This is a genomic window from Ruegeria sp. BG11 (assembly GCF_056538565.1).
Genome location: NZ_JBQFTH010000013.1, coordinates 98,878 through 114,941 on the forward strand (window position 1 = coordinate 98,878; position 16,064 = coordinate 114,941).

General features: G+C 54.4%; 12 protein-coding genes and 1 pseudogene. 8 read left to right on the forward strand and 5 right to left on the reverse strand.

All coding sequences use genetic code 11. From position 1 onward, the window contains the following. The first annotated feature begins 768 nt into the window (after positions 1 to 768). On the forward strand, positions 769 to 1,782 hold the full coding sequence (locus ACR0JF_RS19585; RefSeq protein ID WP_170663242.1) for a hypothetical protein: 1,014 nt from the start codon (positions 769 to 771) through the stop codon (positions 1,780 to 1,782). Positions 1,783 to 1,929: 147 nt separating this feature from the next. On the opposite strand, the pseudogene ACR0JF_RS19590 reads toward ACR0JF_RS19585, so the two are convergent. The 3 genes and pseudogenes from ACR0JF_RS19590 to ACR0JF_RS19600 all read right to left on the reverse strand — a co-directional run. Further along, positions 1,930 to 2,064 (reverse strand): annotated as a pseudogene (locus ACR0JF_RS19590) (IS5/IS1182 family transposase); the annotation flags it as partial. Positions 2,065 to 2,102: 38 nt separating this feature from the next. Next, a complete protein-coding gene (locus ACR0JF_RS19595) occupies positions 2,103 to 2,447 on the reverse strand; it encodes a hypothetical protein (RefSeq protein ID WP_170663240.1) in 345 nt (114 codons plus the stop codon). A 4-nt stretch (positions 2,448 to 2,451) separates the two neighbouring features. Beyond that, on the reverse strand, positions 2,452 to 2,841 hold the full coding sequence (locus ACR0JF_RS19600) for a hypothetical protein (protein ID WP_170663238.1): 390 nt from the start codon (positions 2,839 to 2,841) through the stop codon (positions 2,452 to 2,454). A 170-nt stretch (positions 2,842 to 3,011) separates the two neighbouring features. Between ACR0JF_RS19600 and ACR0JF_RS19605 the strand changes: the two genes are divergently transcribed. Continuing rightward, positions 3,012 to 3,332: a hypothetical protein gene (locus ACR0JF_RS19605; protein WP_170663236.1), complete on the forward strand. Its 321-nt coding sequence runs from the start codon at positions 3,012 to 3,014 to the stop codon at positions 3,330 to 3,332. 227 nt (positions 3,333 to 3,559) lie between these two features. Here the strand turns inward: ACR0JF_RS19605 and ACR0JF_RS19610 are convergent, their stop codons facing one another. Together ACR0JF_RS19610 and ACR0JF_RS19615 are read right to left on the reverse strand one after the other, a co-directional pair. Beyond that, positions 3,560 to 6,688 (reverse strand): AAA family ATPase, encoded by a 3,129-nt coding sequence (locus ACR0JF_RS19610; RefSeq protein ID WP_480669700.1) that lies wholly within the window; start codon positions 6,686 to 6,688, stop codon positions 3,560 to 3,562. A 1,024-nt stretch (positions 6,689 to 7,712) separates the two neighbouring features. Next, a complete protein-coding gene (locus ACR0JF_RS19615; RefSeq protein ID WP_480669695.1) occupies positions 7,713 to 8,672 on the reverse strand; it encodes a LysR family transcriptional regulator in 960 nt (319 codons plus the stop codon). 137 nt (positions 8,673 to 8,809) lie between these two features. Between ACR0JF_RS19615 and ACR0JF_RS19620 the strand changes: the two genes are divergently transcribed. The 6 genes from ACR0JF_RS19620 to ACR0JF_RS19645 all read left to right on the forward strand — a co-directional run bounded on the left by ACR0JF_RS19620 (position 8,810) and on the right by ACR0JF_RS19645 (position 15,922). Beyond that, positions 8,810 to 9,817: a TAXI family TRAP transporter solute-binding subunit gene (locus ACR0JF_RS19620; RefSeq protein WP_170663230.1), complete on the forward strand. Its 1,008-nt coding sequence runs from the start codon at positions 8,810 to 8,812 to the stop codon at positions 9,815 to 9,817. A gap of 80 nt (positions 9,818 to 9,897) precedes the next feature. Next, positions 9,898 to 12,111 carry a TRAP transporter fused permease subunit gene (locus ACR0JF_RS19625; protein WP_170663228.1) on the forward strand — a complete coding sequence of 738 codons (2,214 nt, stop codon included), beginning with the start codon at positions 9,898 to 9,900 and terminating at the stop codon, positions 12,109 to 12,111. A gap of 4 nt (positions 12,112 to 12,115) precedes the next feature. Continuing rightward, positions 12,116 to 13,354: an FAD-dependent oxidoreductase gene (locus tag ACR0JF_RS19630; protein WP_170663226.1), complete on the forward strand. Its 1,239-nt coding sequence runs from the start codon at positions 12,116 to 12,118 to the stop codon at positions 13,352 to 13,354. A 28-nt stretch (positions 13,355 to 13,382) separates the two neighbouring features. After that, positions 13,383 to 14,123 (forward strand): aspartate/glutamate racemase family protein, encoded by a 741-nt coding sequence (locus ACR0JF_RS19635; protein WP_170663224.1) that lies wholly within the window; start codon positions 13,383 to 13,385, stop codon positions 14,121 to 14,123. A 37-nt stretch (positions 14,124 to 14,160) separates the two neighbouring features. After that, positions 14,161 to 14,889, forward strand: coding sequence for a TSUP family transporter (locus tag ACR0JF_RS19640; RefSeq protein WP_170663222.1), 729 nt, complete (start codon positions 14,161 to 14,163; stop codon positions 14,887 to 14,889). 16 nt (positions 14,890 to 14,905) lie between these two features. Beyond that, on the forward strand, positions 14,906 to 15,922 hold the full coding sequence (locus tag ACR0JF_RS19645; RefSeq protein ID WP_170663220.1) for a D-cysteine desulfhydrase family protein: 1,017 nt from the start codon (positions 14,906 to 14,908) through the stop codon (positions 15,920 to 15,922). Positions 15,923 to 16,064: the final 142 nt, after the last annotated feature.

Here is a 16,064-nt window from a genome sequence, read left to right on the forward strand (position 1 = left end):
CTTCGACAAGATTCTGAGCGACTATCTTGAATTAGAGCCTGCAAGGGTAGTCTTGCATGGGGGACGACCTGGGAGGGTCATCATTGCCAGCGTTCCCAACTCCAGAACGAAAGGATGGAACGGCGGGAAACGCGAAATTTTTCGGGGTTTTAAGGTCACATACAATAAAGACATGGGAGCGATTGAATCCGTAGCAGAAGCGGCGGTCTACGCTCATCTTGCTTGGGCGGCTGTGATGCCGCTGAACCCAAACAATTCTTCGAACAACGAGGATGGGCGCTTTTAGACGCTTACAGAGTAATCGTGCTCCTGTCGGTGATGTGACCGCTTCTGTCACTTGATGAAGCACACCATGCGCCGAGCTATGCGCATTTGTTTGGCGCGCGAGACCAAGAAATTTCGAAAGCTCAGTCCTCCGCGCATGCTCTAGCCCAAAATCATAGTTCTCGGCCTAGCGGCACGGGTCGAGGCTGAGGTTCGCGCTGTTGCCGAATAAATGACCGATATTTTTATGTCTGATGCAGTGTTTGGCCGTTTCCTTGGTCTCGTCGCAAAGAATGAGGCTTCCCGCGAAAACAAAATGCCCAAGGGCAACTGTACTTCGCACTGCTACAAACCCAGTGCAGCGAATGCTGAATTGTGCTATCCTTACGCAGATATAGTGGTTAGCTCATTGCGTTAACGTTTTGCCGTCCAAGCGCACACAGCTGATAGCTGTTGTTTTTAAGTCTTTGCTTTTTTGTTGCTACGTTTTTCCGGGAGGGTTTTATGATCAGTAGTCTATGTGCCGCCTTTATTAGCAAGGCTCGCTACGGAACTCCGATTTGTTTATTGGTTTCATTGTCAATTGCGACGGATGTTCGCGGTCAGGACAACGACATCGTGACTGTGCCAAATGTTTTCTACAGCTATCTGTCCGAGGAAAAAGACGCTGAAGGTAACCACATAAAGAAGTTTTTTGACCTAAAAGAGCTTTCCAACCAAATAAGCGAACTGGGCCTGAGTTCCAAGTCTGCACTTGCGATAAATGCTTCAGAGGAGGATAGTTACAGATCATTGAACGAAGATGCTTTCATTAACTCCCTGAGACAAAGCGGCAACCCTGGATTGGAAGCCCTTGGTGACTCACTAGGGTTTTTTGAAGATGAAGAACTGCACGGCGGTGGAGTGCAAGCCGCGGCAGCGATAGAAATGCTATCTGTTTCTGACATCGGTGCAGAAAAGTGCAAGGCGCTTCCGCCTGTCCCACCTGATGTGAACAATCCAAATAACAAATGGGAAATCTACAAAACGGCTATTTTGGGTCGTAGTTCCATGACTGCCGTCCAATACGCTTTTGATCAAGACGCGAACAATGGCCTTGGTCGTGGCCAATTCGACATAAGAACCACCAAGTTTGTCCTATGTCGTAATCTACATACGAACGACATAGAGGGCATCCCAATCAATGTGCGGTGGGTATTCAATGTGAATGGCCAAAGCCTGAAAGTTGAAGAAGCAGGCGGCTTTTCAAACCCACCGCCCAATGGCGGTTCGTATCAACAGCGGTTTATTGCAAGAGGAACGGGTATTCAGCTTGTACTTTTGCAGATTGACGGCGCGGCGCTGCTACCCAACAGCCCTGCATACCTGATTGTAGGGAATGCCTGCATCGACATCTGGTTCGTGGATAAGGTTAATGGTTTTGACATTTCCGTACCGGCGTCGCTGCCAAACGCAGGTGTGTTCTGTGCCGGAGGCTATTGCAAAGGCGTTCCACCCGGATTGGATGCGACGCGATAAGTCAATTCATCTCGCACGCCGAATTTGAGGCATCGATAAATTCGAGATGCGCCAATGCGAGCGTAGCAAGTGGCGCATTGCATTTGTGACCTACGGTGGTGATCGCGACCTTCGCCGTTAGTTAAGAGAATTTGCGACTATTTCATGTTAACAACGGCGAAGCCAAAGTCGGCTGGAGTCTATGTCTGTGAATCCCAGGAAGCTCTCTGCGGTCTTGTGGTAGCGGGTCGCAACACGTCGAGCGTTTTTGAGCCTGTTAAAGCAGCGCTCGACACGATTTCTCGGACGAAAGTGTGAACGGTCGACACCGACGCGCATCTTTATGTTTTCGCGTTCTTTCCTTCGATCAGGATGATCACCCGCAGATCTCCTAAACCAACTCCCAGTTTCTCGAAGTCCGGCATGGGTTCAAAGACACCTCTTGGCTGCGTACATTTCAGAGTAAGATGAAGGGCATCCACACGGGAAAGGCGCCGCGGCATCCCAGCGTAGGACCTTTCACATGCGTATTTGTATCCCGTTTTCTGCGGGATATCGCCGGTAGAGCCTTCGACGTGGAAGTTCATGCCGGCTAGTCTAAAAGTGCGACCGTCAACGTTCGCGAAATAGAAAAAACGACGCTGGCTGAGACACGCAGCCCACGACTGGGCCGCCAAAATCGCCATTCTTTCAGCGCGTGTTTACAATGGGCGGTTCCGAACAACGACCGAGGCAATAATGAACACCTGCTGCGTCGCCGGGGTCCAGCGTCATTGGCACACCCTTTTCCTTCGAGAACATCATGTCGATACAGGCGGTTTCGTTTTTCGCGAAGATCAGGGGGATACGATCCAGTTTACCTGGCGGAATCCTGTCTCGATCGAACTTTTTCCATTTCGCGCGACCCTTGCCAAACTCCCAATTCGCTTCCCAATAGTTAACGATTTTGATGTCCTGTTTCGCTGCATAAAGTTTGTATTCAAACGGCTCCGCCATAGCGGCGCTGACCTTAAGTTCTGTCGCATCAAAAGCTTCATGAAATACGCCTTTTTTCTCGTCCTCAGATTTTTTTCTTCCCATCCGGCGTTCTTAGCCTCAACGTGGAAGTACTGGTAACGGACTGCTGGAGTCAGTCTTCCAGCGCGCGAGACTGCAGTTCGCATCAGGACACAGAGACGAAGGTCGCCGCTTGGCTTCGAAGGCGGCCCATCTGCGCCTACCGAATAATAATACCCATTTAACGTGGGATCATGCAGACATTTGTCCAATATCTGCCCTTTAACCGACACTTTCCTTGTGCCGAACAGGTTTCTGTTATTCGCAACCCTGACAACCGGTTCGGTTGCGATCCCGGAAAACCCGCCGTAATCACCGACAAGCGATCCCTGGTTCCGGGCTGGGCAAATCTCTTGCTGGGGGTCGCAAGGGGGCTGGCTGAGCTCACCCAGGAGCGCTTTGAAATCCGCATCCGTGAACTCTTCCACTGGTTTGGAAGTGGCTCCCAGATTCTTGCCGCGAGATACTACGCCCGCGCGCACCTCCTGGTCGGGCAGATTGATCGTGTTGAATGATGATCCCTTCTCGTCTTCCACTACATAGGAACAACCGGCAACAAGAGCGGCAATGCAAGTTAACAGCAACAAATTTAAACTGGATTTATTAATAATTTACTCCGACAACAATAATTCGAGTAACGTCGGCACCGTAGCACGTTCAGTTCAAAAAATCTAAAGATCCCCCCAGATTGCCGGAAGATGGGGACTGTGAACGGGATTTCGGGTTGCAGGATGCTGCATGGTCAAACGGCGGAATGGGCCTTAATCTTCTTTTCGATTGTTTCTGTCAGTCGTTCGTGGAACCTGAGAGAGGAGCCCGCAAGAATCTCACGAGCTTTGGAAATTTCCACGGCGGCTTCCTCCGGATCGCCCTGATGGAGCAAGGCATCCGCAAGTAGGCTGTGTGAGAAGGCAACGATTTGGCCCGAGCCTGTCTCTACATATTGTTCAAGCCCGTCCCGTAGCGTCTTGACGCCCGATGCTACGCCGCATCTGGTCTCGGCCCATCCAACAAGCACGGCGGACCAATGTTGCCAATACTTGAACTTCTTTCTTTTGCTGGTTTCGTACGCTTCCTTGGCAAATTCTAGACAGGGTGCGGGCTCACCGTAGGTGCAGTAAATGGTCGCGATTATGCTCAACGCATAGCAGCGGGAGAATTCGCTGCGTTCGGCACGGGTTTTGGCAATCGCCTGCTCCAGTTCCGAGAGTACTTCGTCTCCTTCGGGGTCTTGTAGAGCGCGTGCCCAGCACCGCATCACCATATCGACAATTTCCGTATCCGCTGGATAGAAGCGATTGATGTCGCTCAATTCGCATTGGGCGCGATGTTCCAGTGCACGGTCCAGATGAGAAATCGCCTGGTCGAATTTGCCTCTGAGCAGCGAAGCCAAGCCGCTATTGTGTTCGCTTAAGGTGTGCAAAGCGGCATTGGGGTCATCGGCCAGCATGTCAGTCATTTGTTCGCAATACGGCCAGGCGGCATCGGGGCGGCCGCCGATCAAGTGTTCGCCTATGAGTTGGTGGAGGTTGGTAAAAGTCACTTCGTGATCGCCACTTTTCTCGTTAAGCGCGATCAGCTTTTCCAGATTTCTTGTGATGTCGGGCGAGCCCCAGCTGCGCATTTCCAGGGCGACGGCGAGAGACTGGCGCAATTTGATCTCGATCTGGTCGGACGTTTCGTTGTCCTCAAGCCTGTTGTGCGCCTCGATCGCGGCGCTCATCTGGGCAATTGCTTCGTTGCTGGCATAGTTGCGCAGGCTCAGCTTGGCAGCTTCGTGCCACCGATCCCGCGCAGCGTCGAATTGTTCCGCCTTTTTGTAGTGCAGCGCCAGAATTTCGGGTTGACGTGCGCAAAGGTTCGCAAAACGCGCTACCATGGTTTCGGCAATGCGGAGGTGAAGACTCCTTGCCTGTTGTGGTAAGATCGCCTCGTAGGCGACATCGCTGATCAGGGCATGGCGGAAAGAAAAACTGCTTTCGCCTCCTTCAAATTTCTCCACCATGGTCTGTGCGCGTGCGAGGTTTTGAAGCTCTGACAGGATTTCATCGACCGGTCGCCCAGCAACGGCGGCGACGAGATCACTCGTAAAGCCCTGTCCCAGAGCGGCACAAATCGAAATCGTGTCCGGTGCGACGCTCAGATGGTCAAGCCGGACCCGGAGCAGGTCCTTCAAGTTCGACGGGAATAGTGTTTCTTGTTTCAAATGGCCGTCCGGCCGGATTGAACCCGCGGAGCGGGCCAGCATACTCACCATTTCCTCAACAAAGAGCGGTACGCCTTCCGAGCGGGTGATGATGGTTTCCATAAGCCCGTTCAGTGCCATTCCGTCGCTCATCAGTGCTTCGAGTAGCTGCGCTGTTTCGCGCGTGCCCAAACTGGGCAACGACAATGTGGTGACCTTGGGCAGGTTCGACCACCTTGGTGTGTATTCAGGGCGGTAGGTGCCCAGTACCATGACCCGCAGATTGCCGATTCGCTCCAGCAGGTTGTTGAGCAACTCTTCGGAAGAGGGATCGATCCATTGTAGGTCTTCGAAGAGGATAAAGACAGGTTTTTTGAGCGAGGCGCGTTCGACGTAGTTTTGCAGGATCTCAAAAGTGCGCGTTTTAATCTCTTCGGGCGCCACAGGCGGGCGTTGCTCCGGCGCACCGAAAGAAAGCAGGTTGGAAAACAGTGAGGTCACTTCGTCGGAGGCGTTGCCGCGCTCTTCCAGAAACGTTTTCAGTTTGGATTCACGCTCTTTGAGAGTGTCGTTTTCCTTAAGGCCGACAGCATTAATGATATGTGACTTTATTGGAAAGAACGAGCTGTTTTCATGGTAAGGTGAGCACTGGAAGCTGAGCCTCTGGCCCATGGGGAGAACGAGCGTTTGCTGTATTTCCTCTGCTAGACGCGACTTTCCGAGCCCCGCCTCACCAGAGAGAAATATTGCCTGTCCTTCGCCACGGCAGGCGGCGTTCCAGCGTCTGCGCAGCAAGTTGAATTCGCCTTCACGTCCGATCAGGGGGGTTAGCGCGCCGTGTATCCGCTTTTCGAAGCGTAACTCCGTCTTTCGAGATTCTTCAACTAGCCAGACACTTACAGGGCTCGAAAATCCTTTCAGTTGGCGTTTGCCGATCGAAGTGCAGCGGAAGTTGTACCCCAAAAGCCGCCGCGTTCGCCCGGATATGGCAATTTGCCCAGGATCGGCCAGCGCCTGCAAGCGGGCGGCGAGGTTGGGGATATCCCCCAGCACGAAACTGTCGACCTGTTGTGTGCCGTGCATAATGTCTTCGAGCAGAACATCGCCGGTCGCTATGCCAATGCGCACGGACAGTTTTTCGAGCGGGGGAACAGGGATCACGCTCACTTTTTCGATGATTGCAAGTGCTGTGAGCACGGCGCGTTCTGCATCATCTTCGTTAGCTACCGGGTGACCGAAGTAGGCAACCACCCCGTCACCGACGAATTGAGCGACATAGCCGAAATTCTCTTTGATCGCTTCGACACAGAGGTTCTGAAAGGCCTTGAGCGAGTCTCGATACTGCTCGATCCCCAGCTCCTGCACGAGCCCTGTCGAGTTGACCAAATCAACGAACATGATCGTCATCTGACGCAACTCGCCGATGGACCTGCGCCGCTGTTCTGTCGCGAGTTCGAAGGTGGAGGCGGCTTCCTGAAGACCGGAAACGTCGGGGTCTACCCTTTCCTCCGGCAGCTCCCTCATCGCTTTGAGAAGTCGTTTGCTATCGCCAAGCGCGATGCCAAGGCTTGCGAAATCCTGCTCAGAAAGCTCTCCGATGACGTCTAAATCAATGGAATTGGCTTCCATCACGTCGAGGTACTTTTCCAACTTCAGAGATTCGAGCCATGACTTTAATGTGAGCATCGGCAACGGGCCCTCCACTTCTGTCCGGTTCTGGCAGGCCGGTCATTGCGAAGCCAATCCCGGATTAATGAAACCAACAAGAACTTGGATCAAATGTCAAAGGATGTGCGGTGTATGGTGTTTGTGCCGGAAGCACAACTAGTGCTTGAAGGCGCACTGGCCGAACGGGTTAGTCGGCCCGATGTAACATAACCAACGTTCACAGCCTGGATTTTGAGAGCTTCGGAAACGGCAAATTCCGAACATGTTGGGCGTCCGAATCTCCTGGCCGTGGCCTTGCCTGCACCGTATCCGCAGGCGTGCCGGTAAAAGAGGCGGTTTGTTTCTGGATGTGATCCGCCGAGCAGTCCCAACATAAAAAAGCTATGTGGGACGGTGGCGCTGCTGACTACCGCGCTGCCGGATCAAAAAATGGCGCGTCACGGGGTTTGGTCCCAATTTCTAAAGTGGGGTCAATCTGTCCGCTACCGCCGCCGCGACCTATTGGAATGGGTCGATGCGCGTCGCAACGGAAACACCAGCACTTACACTGCAGCCTGAGGTTTGCCTTTGCGGGGTTTGCAAGCGCCGCGCGGGAATTCGAAAACAGAACGACTCTACATGGATGAGGGCCAAACAGTCCTCGCCCATTTTTGTAATCCTCTAACACATCAACGACGCTGCTATTGTTGCGACGTTGCTGCAGTGACTTTCCGCTCGCATTGCTTCGAAAGTGCTTCCAGTCGGTTTGGCGTAAATAGAAACAGCGCCCGAAGCCATTGCGTAGATATTGTATTCATTTATAAATTATTGTTGCGGGAGGGCGCAACCACCGTTGCCGAACGCAATTGAAGTCTCAGACATAAGCGCGATCCGGACATACTTAATTCCGCTCTGAACTTCTGCTTTGTGGACAAGGCAAACCTTAAGTCCCGTCCAAGAAACTTGAGGTTCCGGCCCCATAGCTAACATTCGTATACTTGTCGCGAGTCGATCCAAGTCGGCATTCCCTCCGATCAGTTTTCTGTTTGTACAACAATGCTATTCAGCTTTGCTCGCTTCCTGTTTCATCTATCCCAATTGCATGAGGGTTGGCGTTCACACCTGCCAACATCTTTAAAACTTCGGCTTTCCAGCCCGCTTTGATCTTTAAAGCCAGTTGAGATGGTGGTCGGTGATCGGGCTCAAGGAGCGCATATTCATATCTGAGCGGCTTTTCGAAGGGCACGAACGCAACTTTTCCGTTGGACAGATTTAGTTCTCGTTCAGTCGCTACGGTCAAAGGATCCACGATTGAATAACACTGACCTGAGCTCACAAAGGGTATCAGGGGTAGAAAGTACTGACAGGTCACTGTTGGGTTGTAGTCAGCCGAAACATCTTGAAACTCTTGTCGAATTTTGCGCTGGAACGGGTGCGTGGCATGCAATCCCCCCATAGGCGCTCCGTCGAGATCGGAAATGGATACGGTTCTGCTTGAAGCAAGCGGGCTGTCACGATCAACGGCACAAAAACAATCTGCCCGGATCAGTTCTGTTGAATATTGAGGCTTTTTCCCGGTTGAATGATCGAAGTCTGCAAAGCCGAAATCAATATTCTGCGTGCCTGCAAGCTCAATAATCTGAGGCGAACTGCGTGTCGACAATGTGATACGTATCTCGGGGTTTTCGCCGACAGATTGGCTGATGAAACGCGGGAACAAGAAAGCGGATGGGCCCGGCATTGTAGCGATATTCAGGCTGCCGGAATGCCCTTTAATTAACCCTTCCATTGTACTGGAAATCGTCGCGAGGCGGTCCAGAATACCTGTTGTTTCGGCCAAAAGGTAGTGCGCTTCGGGAACCGGGACCAATCGCCGTCCCTTACGCTCGAACAGTGTCAGGCCAAGGGTCTTTTCAAGGTTCTTCAAGGCCAGACTGATCGCAGGCTGGGTGCGGTTCAGTTTTTTGGCTGTTTGAGAGATAGAGCCGGTCTCCATCACCTCACGAAAAACGGTCAACTGCATAAGGTTCATGGTCAATATATAAGCTAAACCTTAGTTTTATGAAATATAACAAATTTGTATTTATGAAAATTGCTACTACGCTTGCAGGATCGAAATTCGGCCAAACCGAATCCGACGATCCAGCAAGGGAGATGACGATGAAATTTGTGAAATATTTGACGGGACTGGCACTGGCAGGCGCACTTGCCGCCCCTGCGTTGGCACAGGACCCAACTTTTTTCCGCATCGGCACTGGCGGCGCAGGCGGAACTTACTTCCCTATCGGCGGCACCATCGCAAACGGAATCTCCGCCCCTCCAGGTTCGCGCCCTTGCGAAGAAGGCGGCCAGTGCGGCGTACCGGGGCTGATTGCTATCGCTCAATCCACCACCGCGTCGGTGTTCAACAACGCCGCCGTTCAGAACGGAGAGCTTGAGGCCGGTCTGGCCGCAGCCGACGTCACCCGCTCGATGTATCTGGGTGAGGGCAAGTTCGAAGGTAAACCTCATCCCAATCTTCGCATCGTAGCCAACCTGTTCCCCGAAGACCTGCATTTGGTACTGCCTGCCGGTGAGACAATCAACGATCTGAGCGATCTTGAAGGCAAGCGCGTCGGCATCGCGCAAGCCGGTTCCGGTACACAGGTTGCCGTGCTGCAGATGCTGGATGCTTGGGGCGTCAACCGTGACAACATGGATGAGGCCGAGCTGAACAACAGCCAAAGCGCCGAGCGTCTGGCAGACGGACAGCTAGATGCCTATTTCTACGCTGCAGGCTGGCCTGTTGCCGCGATGGTGCAGCTGTCGTCAACCAAGGGCATGAACCTGCATTCCTTCAGCGACGAGGACATGGCGAAGATCAACGAGATCATTCCGGCATACATCCCCTCGGCCATCCCGGGTGGCGTCTATGAAGGTATCGACGGTGAAACCAAAACCCCGGCGGTCAGCGCGATGTTGGTAGTGTCTTCGGAATTGTCCGACGAACTGGTCTACGGCCTGACCAAGGCGCTGTGGAACGACAATACCCGCAAGCTGTTGGACAATGGTCACGCCAAAGGCAAGCAGATCACGCCCGATACGGCGCTGGATGGTGTCGAGGCGCTGGGTGTGCCTCTGCATCCTGGGGCCGAGAAATTCTATAAAGAAGCCGGTCTGCTTCAGTAATCGTAGCTTACTGACAATTGTCGTCGGTGCCCCTGCGCGGGGCACCGCACTCTGGAATTATGCGAAATCGGGGGGCCATCATGTCCGAGACCCAGAAACTTGATGACCACGAACTGACGGCCGAGGAACTGGCCGCCATCGAAGAACAGTTCGACGAAGGCGCCGCCGTCCGGCAGGTCACGCCCACCGCAGGCAAGGTACTGCGCGTCGTTGCCCTGATCCTTGCGTTCTACGAATTCTTCACAGCCGGTTTTGGCCTGCCCGCTGACCACTGGCACATGGGTATCTATCTGGCGCTGCTGTTCATTCTGGTCTACGCGACAATTCCGATTGTCGGCTCCAAAAACCTCTATGCGCTCAAGGTCAGCCGGTTCCGTATCGGCAACATTCCTCTGTACGACTTGGTCTTTATGGCGCTGGGGATCACCGCAGCGCTGTATGTTGGGGTCGCATGGCGTGGCGTTCCCTTTCTGGGGATCGAAGAACAGACGTTCCGAATGGGCAACCCGAACACTTATGACGTTGTTTTGGGCGTAATCATCATCCTGCTGGTTCTGGACATCGCACGCCGCACGCTGGGTTGGGTGCTGCCAATGATCATTTGTGTGTTTATCTCATACGCCCTGTTGGGTCCGTACTTTCCCGGCTTGCTGCAGCATCCAGGTGTGAACTTCAAAACATTCGTGTCGTCGATGTATTTCCCGCAGGAAGGCATCTATGGCGTCACCCTCTGGGTCGTCTCGACCATCGTGTTCCATTTCGTCCTGTTCGGCGTGATCGCGCAGCGCACCGGATTGGGGCAACTCTTCATCGACAACGCAACCATTTTGGCGGGCCGCTATACCGGCGGGCCGGCAAAAGTGTCGGTGGTATCCTCGGCGTTCTTCGGCACGATCTCGGGCTCTTCGGTGGCCAACACCGTTTCGACCGGCGCGCTGACCATTCCCAACATGAAGCGCCTTGGGTACCCCGGCCATTTTGCGGGCGGCGTCGAAGCCGCATCGTCAGCCGGAGGGCAAATCACGCCGCCGATCATGGGGGCAGCGGCCTTCATCATGGCCGAGTTCCTTGAGGTGCCTTACACCACCATCGTCATCGCCGCGATCTTCCCCGCGATCCTTCACTATGTCGGCGTCTTTGCCGTAGTGCACCTGATGGCACGCAAGCTGAACCTGCAAGGTTTGGCGAAAGAGCAACTGCCGCAACTCAAGGCCGTCTGGGCCGAAGGTTGGGCCAACATTGTACCTCTGATCGGTCTACTGGTCGTGCTGTTCACAGGATATACGCCGTTCATGTCCGCCTTCTGCGGCATTTCTCTGGCAGTGATCGCAGGCATGTCGCGCATCAAACAACCGCCCACGCTGGTCTATGCCGCGGCGTTCCTGGCCTTCGTGCTGTGGAAATTCTCGGATGGCGGGTTCGATCTGACGATGACGACGATCCTTTGTGCCTTGTCGGTAATCGCCACGTTGAACCCCCAGAAACGCATCGAAGTACCCGAGATGCTGCAAGCGGTTGAGTTGGGAGTGAAATACTCGCTGGCCGTGGGCGCCGCTGCTGCCGCCGTCGGCATTGTCGTCGGTGTTATCAACACAACCGGCATTGGCTTCCGTATCGGGTTCTTGGTCACTCAAGGCGCAGGCAATCTGGCCGCTGACCTGTACAATATGATCTCGTTTGGCAGCTGGCAGCTGTTTGCGATGGAAGACCTGCAACTGTTCATCTCGCTGGTCTTCATTGCCATTGTTTGCATCCTGATGGGCGCGGGCATCCCCACCACTGCGCTTTACATTATGCTGGTCTCAGTCGCACAGCCTGCGCTGGCGCAGCTGGGCGTCCCGCCGATCGCAAGCCACCTGTTCGTACTCTACTACGGTGTTGTGTCCGAGATCACGCCGCCCGTTTGCACTTCGGCCTATGCGGCGGCGGCCATTGCGAACTCCAACCCGTTCCGAACTGGTCTCTCTGCCTTTACCCTTGGGTTGGGCAAGGTGATCGCGCCAATGGCCTTCGTTTATGCGCCTGTCCTATTGTTCGTGTCCTCAACCGGGTTCAACCTGTGGGAGTTCACCTACACCGCCACGAGTTGTATCGCCGGGGTCATCGCCCTGTCCGCAGCTGTGGTCGGATACTGGCTGAAACCGCTGAACATTGCGTCGCGTATGCTGATGGCCATCGCGGGGGTGATCTTTGTTGCGCCGAGCCTGACAGCTGACCTGATCGCGCTTGCAGTCGCCTCGCCAGTCATTGTCAGCCAACTGATCGCGCGCAATCGCAGCCATTCACCGGCCTGATACGATGACAGAGCAAGTGACCATCATCGGCGCAGGGATCGTCGGCATTTGTTGCGCGCTGTCGCTGCAGGAACGGGGCATACCGGTCCGTCTAATCGACCGGAGCGACCCCGGGCAGGAAACCTCGTTCGGCAATGCTGGGGTTGTATCGCCCTGGTCGATTATTCCGCAGGCCGTTCCGGGCATTTGGAAAAAGCTGCCTCAGATGCTGTTGGACCCGAAAAGCGCACTTTCGGTGCGGGCGTCCTTCTGGCCGAAGATGATCCCGTGGGGGCTACGTTTTCTTGGGAAGTCCGGCGAAAAGACGGTTCGCGAAATCTCAGATTCGATGGAGGTTTTGTGTCGTCCGTCCATTGATCTGTACCGCCGGCACCTGCAAGGCACGGGTCACGAAGCGCTGATCGTGGACAGTTATTATATCCACGCATTCCGCAACCCTGAACAAGCCAATCTTGATGATCTTGGCTACCTTATCCGCCAGGAAAAAGGCGGTGAATTGGAGCGTGTCGACGGCGCTGAATTGCGGCGCCTGGAACCCGCGCTGTCAAAAGACCTCAAGGCAGCGATTGTGATCAAAGGTCAGGCTCGCGCAACGTCTCCCGGGCGATTGGGCGCTGTATTGGCCGAAAAAGCACGTGCGCAAGGGGCCGAGTTTGTGCTGTCCGAAGTCACCAAGCTGAGCTCCACCGAAGACGGCATTTGGAAGCTTGCCACGTCACATGACACGTTGCACGCGCGCAATATTGTCCTTGCGGCCGGAGTTTGGTCTGCCGACCTTCTCAAACCCCTTGGCATACCTGTGCCATTAGTGGCCGAGCGGGGTTACCACGTTGAATTCCCGGCACCCTCTGCTGTGCTGAACAACTCGGTCATGGATGTGGACGCAAAGGTTGTCGCAAGTTCAATGCAGGGCGGTCTGAGGGTTGCCGGTACGGCCGAGTTTGGCAGTGTCGATGCCCCAGCCGATCCGCGAAAAGAAAACATACTGACCGATCAGGCAAAATCTTTGGTGCCGGACCTCAATACTAGCGAGGCAAAGTTCTGGATGGGCCGGCGCCCCTCTTTTCCCGATAGCCTGCCAGCGATTGGGCCACTGACCGGAAAGGACGGGCTTTTTGCCGCGTTTGGCCATTCTCATTACGGGCTGATGATGGCGCCAAAGACCGGAGAGCTTGTGGCGGATTTGGTTTCGGGACGTAGCCCGAATATCAACCTGGACCCATTCTCGCTGGCCCGTTTCTAAATCCCCTATTCGAAAGGACCTGAGCACCATGCCAATTTTCGAAGGTGGCCAAAACATCTGCGGGGCTTCGATAGGGGTTTTGTGCCTTGAAAGCTATTTCCCCAAACCGCCCGGGCACATCAAGAATCCGTCCGGCCTTCCGTTTCCCGTTCTTTACGAAATGATCGACGGCATCACCGTACCGACCCTGCTAAACAACCCGACGCCCGATCTACTGGTACCCTTTATAAAGGGTGCGCAACGGCTTGAAGCCGAGGGCGTTCGGGCAATCACGGGAAGCTGTGGATTTTTGGCTTTGTTTCAAAAGGAACTGGCCGCGGCTGTTTCCGTTCCCGTCTTTGCATCCAGCTTGATACAAGTGCCTTTGGCCTTTCACATGACCGGGGCGAATGCGCCGGTGGGCGTGTTGACCGCGGATGCATCTGCCCTGACGCCGAAGCATTTCGAAGGTGTCGGCGCTGCGGGCATTCCCGTCGCGGTACAAGGCCTAGAGGACACCAGCGAATTCGCTGAGGTGATCCTACAAAACACGCGCACCCGCATGGACACCGATCTCATTGAGGCAGAAGTCCTTGAGGCGGCGCGGCGACTTAAAGGCAAAGCGCCGGACATACGGTCACTTGTTTTGGAATGTACCGATCTGCCGCCCTATGCAGCGCACCTTCAAGACAAGTTGCAGATTCCCGTCTTCGATTTGACGACTCTGGCGCAGATGGCGCATACCGTTGCGACGCGCAAATCCTATGTTGGTATGATGCCTTGGACCTAAAGTAACAGCAGTACAGCGCGGGACTTGGAGGATTTAAGTGTCCGTTGACCTAGCCATCCTGATGGTTGCCATCGGCCTTGGCGCAATGCTGCAAGTCGGCGTCGGCATCGGGTTTAGCATCCTTGCCGGACCACCGATGATGATCCTGCTTGGTACATCAACGGCTGTTCCAATGTTGCTGGCTTTGAATACGGTCGTTTCAGCGGTGGCGACAGACCGACAGGTGCTTAAGGCCAACCGACAAACCATTCGCACGGCAATCATCGGATGCCTCATGGGAGTGGTCGCGGGCCTTGTCGTTTACCCCTGGCTGAGCGAGGCTTTTGTCCTTGCCCTAACAGCCAGCCTGTTGCTGATCGGGTTTGTAACGACCTTGCTGCCCCTGCGCCGCTCAATTGGAACAGCAGGGTTTTCGACCGTTTCCGGCTTGTCCGGGTTGGCGACTGTTTGGGCAGCGACGCCCGGCCCGCTAATGGTTTTCGGATTGATTGCAAAAGGCCGCCCAGCCAAAGAGGTTGCCAAGCTGGTTCAACCCATTGCGCTGGTGGCATACGGCATCGCATTCCTGTTGCACAGCCTGTCCGAGGTTCAAGCCTTCGGTTATGGCCCGCAGCTATGGGGCTTCGTGGCGCTCACGTTGATCGGCAGCTTTTTTGGTCGTGCAGTTGGGCCCCATTTGCCTCAAACTTTGGTTACAACGGCTATCCGCGTGGTTTCTCTGATAGCTTGCGGCGTTCTGTTTCATCGCGCATTTGCGATCGCGTAAACTCGAAAGGCAAACGATGACACAAGACAACAAACTGGAAAGATTTCCTCGTGCCCAATTCATGTCAGGCCCGACCCCATTGGAGCGGCTGGACAGGTTGTCGTCGGAATTGGGCATCGACCTCTGGCTGAAACGCGATGATCTAACCGGGCTTGGGTTTGGCGGAAACAAAACACGGCAGCTTGAGTTTTATTTCGGTGATGCCCTTCAGAAAGGTGCGGATACTATTCTGATCACCGGCGCAGTTCAGTCAAACTTTGTTCGGTCTGCTGCAGCCGCCGCAGCAAAACTGGGCATGCAATCCGTTCTGCAACTGGAAGAGCGTGTGTCCGATATGGGCGAGGCGTATTACAGTTCTGGGAATGTGTTGTTGGCACAAATTCTGGGTGCCGAACACATGACCTACCCTGAGGGCGAGGACGAAGCCGGAGCAGATGCTGCGTTGCACGCGTGTGCCGACGAGTTGAAGGCGCAAGGGCGCAAACCTTATGTCATTCATCTGGGATTAAACCATCCGCCTTTGGGTGCTTTGGGCTACGTCGTCGCTGGTCAAGAATTGTGTCAGCAGATGCCTGATGTCGATGCGGTTGTCGTACCCTCAGGTAGTGGAGCCACACATGGAGGCTTGTTGACTGGAGTAGCCTTGGAAGAAAACGCCGCTTCTGTGTTTGGCGTTTGCGTACGCCGGGAAAGCGAAAAGCAAATGGTCCGAATGAAAACCGTTCTGCAGAAACTGGCGGATTTGTTGGATATCGACGCGGCGCCGTTGCAGGACAGGCTTAACGTCATGGATGAAGCGCTGCCTCCCGGCTACGGGAAACTCAGTGGAGGCACGCGGGCTGCATTGGACAAGATGGCTCGCACGGAAGGAATATTCCTTGATCCTGTCTATACGGCGAAAACCTTCGCTGGATTGTTGCACTTGGTAAACGCAGGAAAAATCCAACCCGGCCAGAAAGTTGTCATGGTGCACACGGGTGGGTTGCCTGCGCTCTTTGGGTACCAAAACGAGTTGCTAGACAACCTATCCTAGCTTCACCCAATCCACCACAAAAATCACTAACAGGAATCACTCGAAACATGACTACTACCCGGATCGAAACTGGCCAAAGTATGGGCCGGATCGTCGAACACAACAGTGTTGCCTATCTTTGCGGCCAGACATCGGACGCATC

Bases quoted from the DNA above. Each gene is read 5' to 3' on its own strand.
- ACR0JF_RS19610 (WP_480669700.1), bottom strand. From the start codon at position 6,688: ATGCTCACATTAAAGTCATGGCTCGAATCTCTGAAGTTGGAAAAGTAC.
- ACR0JF_RS19630 (WP_170663226.1), top strand. From the start codon at position 12,116: ATGACAGAGCAAGTGACCATCATCGGCGCAGGGATCGTCGGCATTTGT.
- ACR0JF_RS19595 (WP_170663240.1), bottom strand. From the start codon at position 2,447: ATGGCGATTTTGGCGGCCCAGTCGTGGGCTGCGTGTCTCAGCCAGCGT.
- ACR0JF_RS19625 (WP_170663228.1), top strand. From the start codon at position 9,898: ATGTCCGAGACCCAGAAACTTGATGACCACGAACTGACGGCCGAGGAA.
- ACR0JF_RS19635 (WP_170663224.1), top strand. From the start codon at position 13,383: ATGCCAATTTTCGAAGGTGGCCAAAACATCTGCGGGGCTTCGATAGGG.
- ACR0JF_RS19645 (WP_170663220.1), top strand. From the start codon at position 14,906: ATGACACAAGACAACAAACTGGAAAGATTTCCTCGTGCCCAATTCATG.
- ACR0JF_RS19615 (WP_480669695.1), bottom strand. From the start codon at position 8,672: ATGCAGTTGACCGTTTTTCGTGAGGTGATGGAGACCGGCTCTATCTCT.
- ACR0JF_RS19620 (WP_170663230.1), top strand. From the start codon at position 8,810: ATGAAATTTGTGAAATATTTGACGGGACTGGCACTGGCAGGCGCACTT.
- ACR0JF_RS19600 (WP_170663238.1), bottom strand. From the start codon at position 2,841: ATGGGAAGAAAAAAATCTGAGGACGAGAAAAAAGGCGTATTTCATGAA.
- ACR0JF_RS19605 (WP_170663236.1), top strand. From the start codon at position 3,012: ATGCAGACATTTGTCCAATATCTGCCCTTTAACCGACACTTTCCTTGT.
- ACR0JF_RS19585 (WP_170663242.1), top strand. From the start codon at position 769: ATGATCAGTAGTCTATGTGCCGCCTTTATTAGCAAGGCTCGCTACGGA.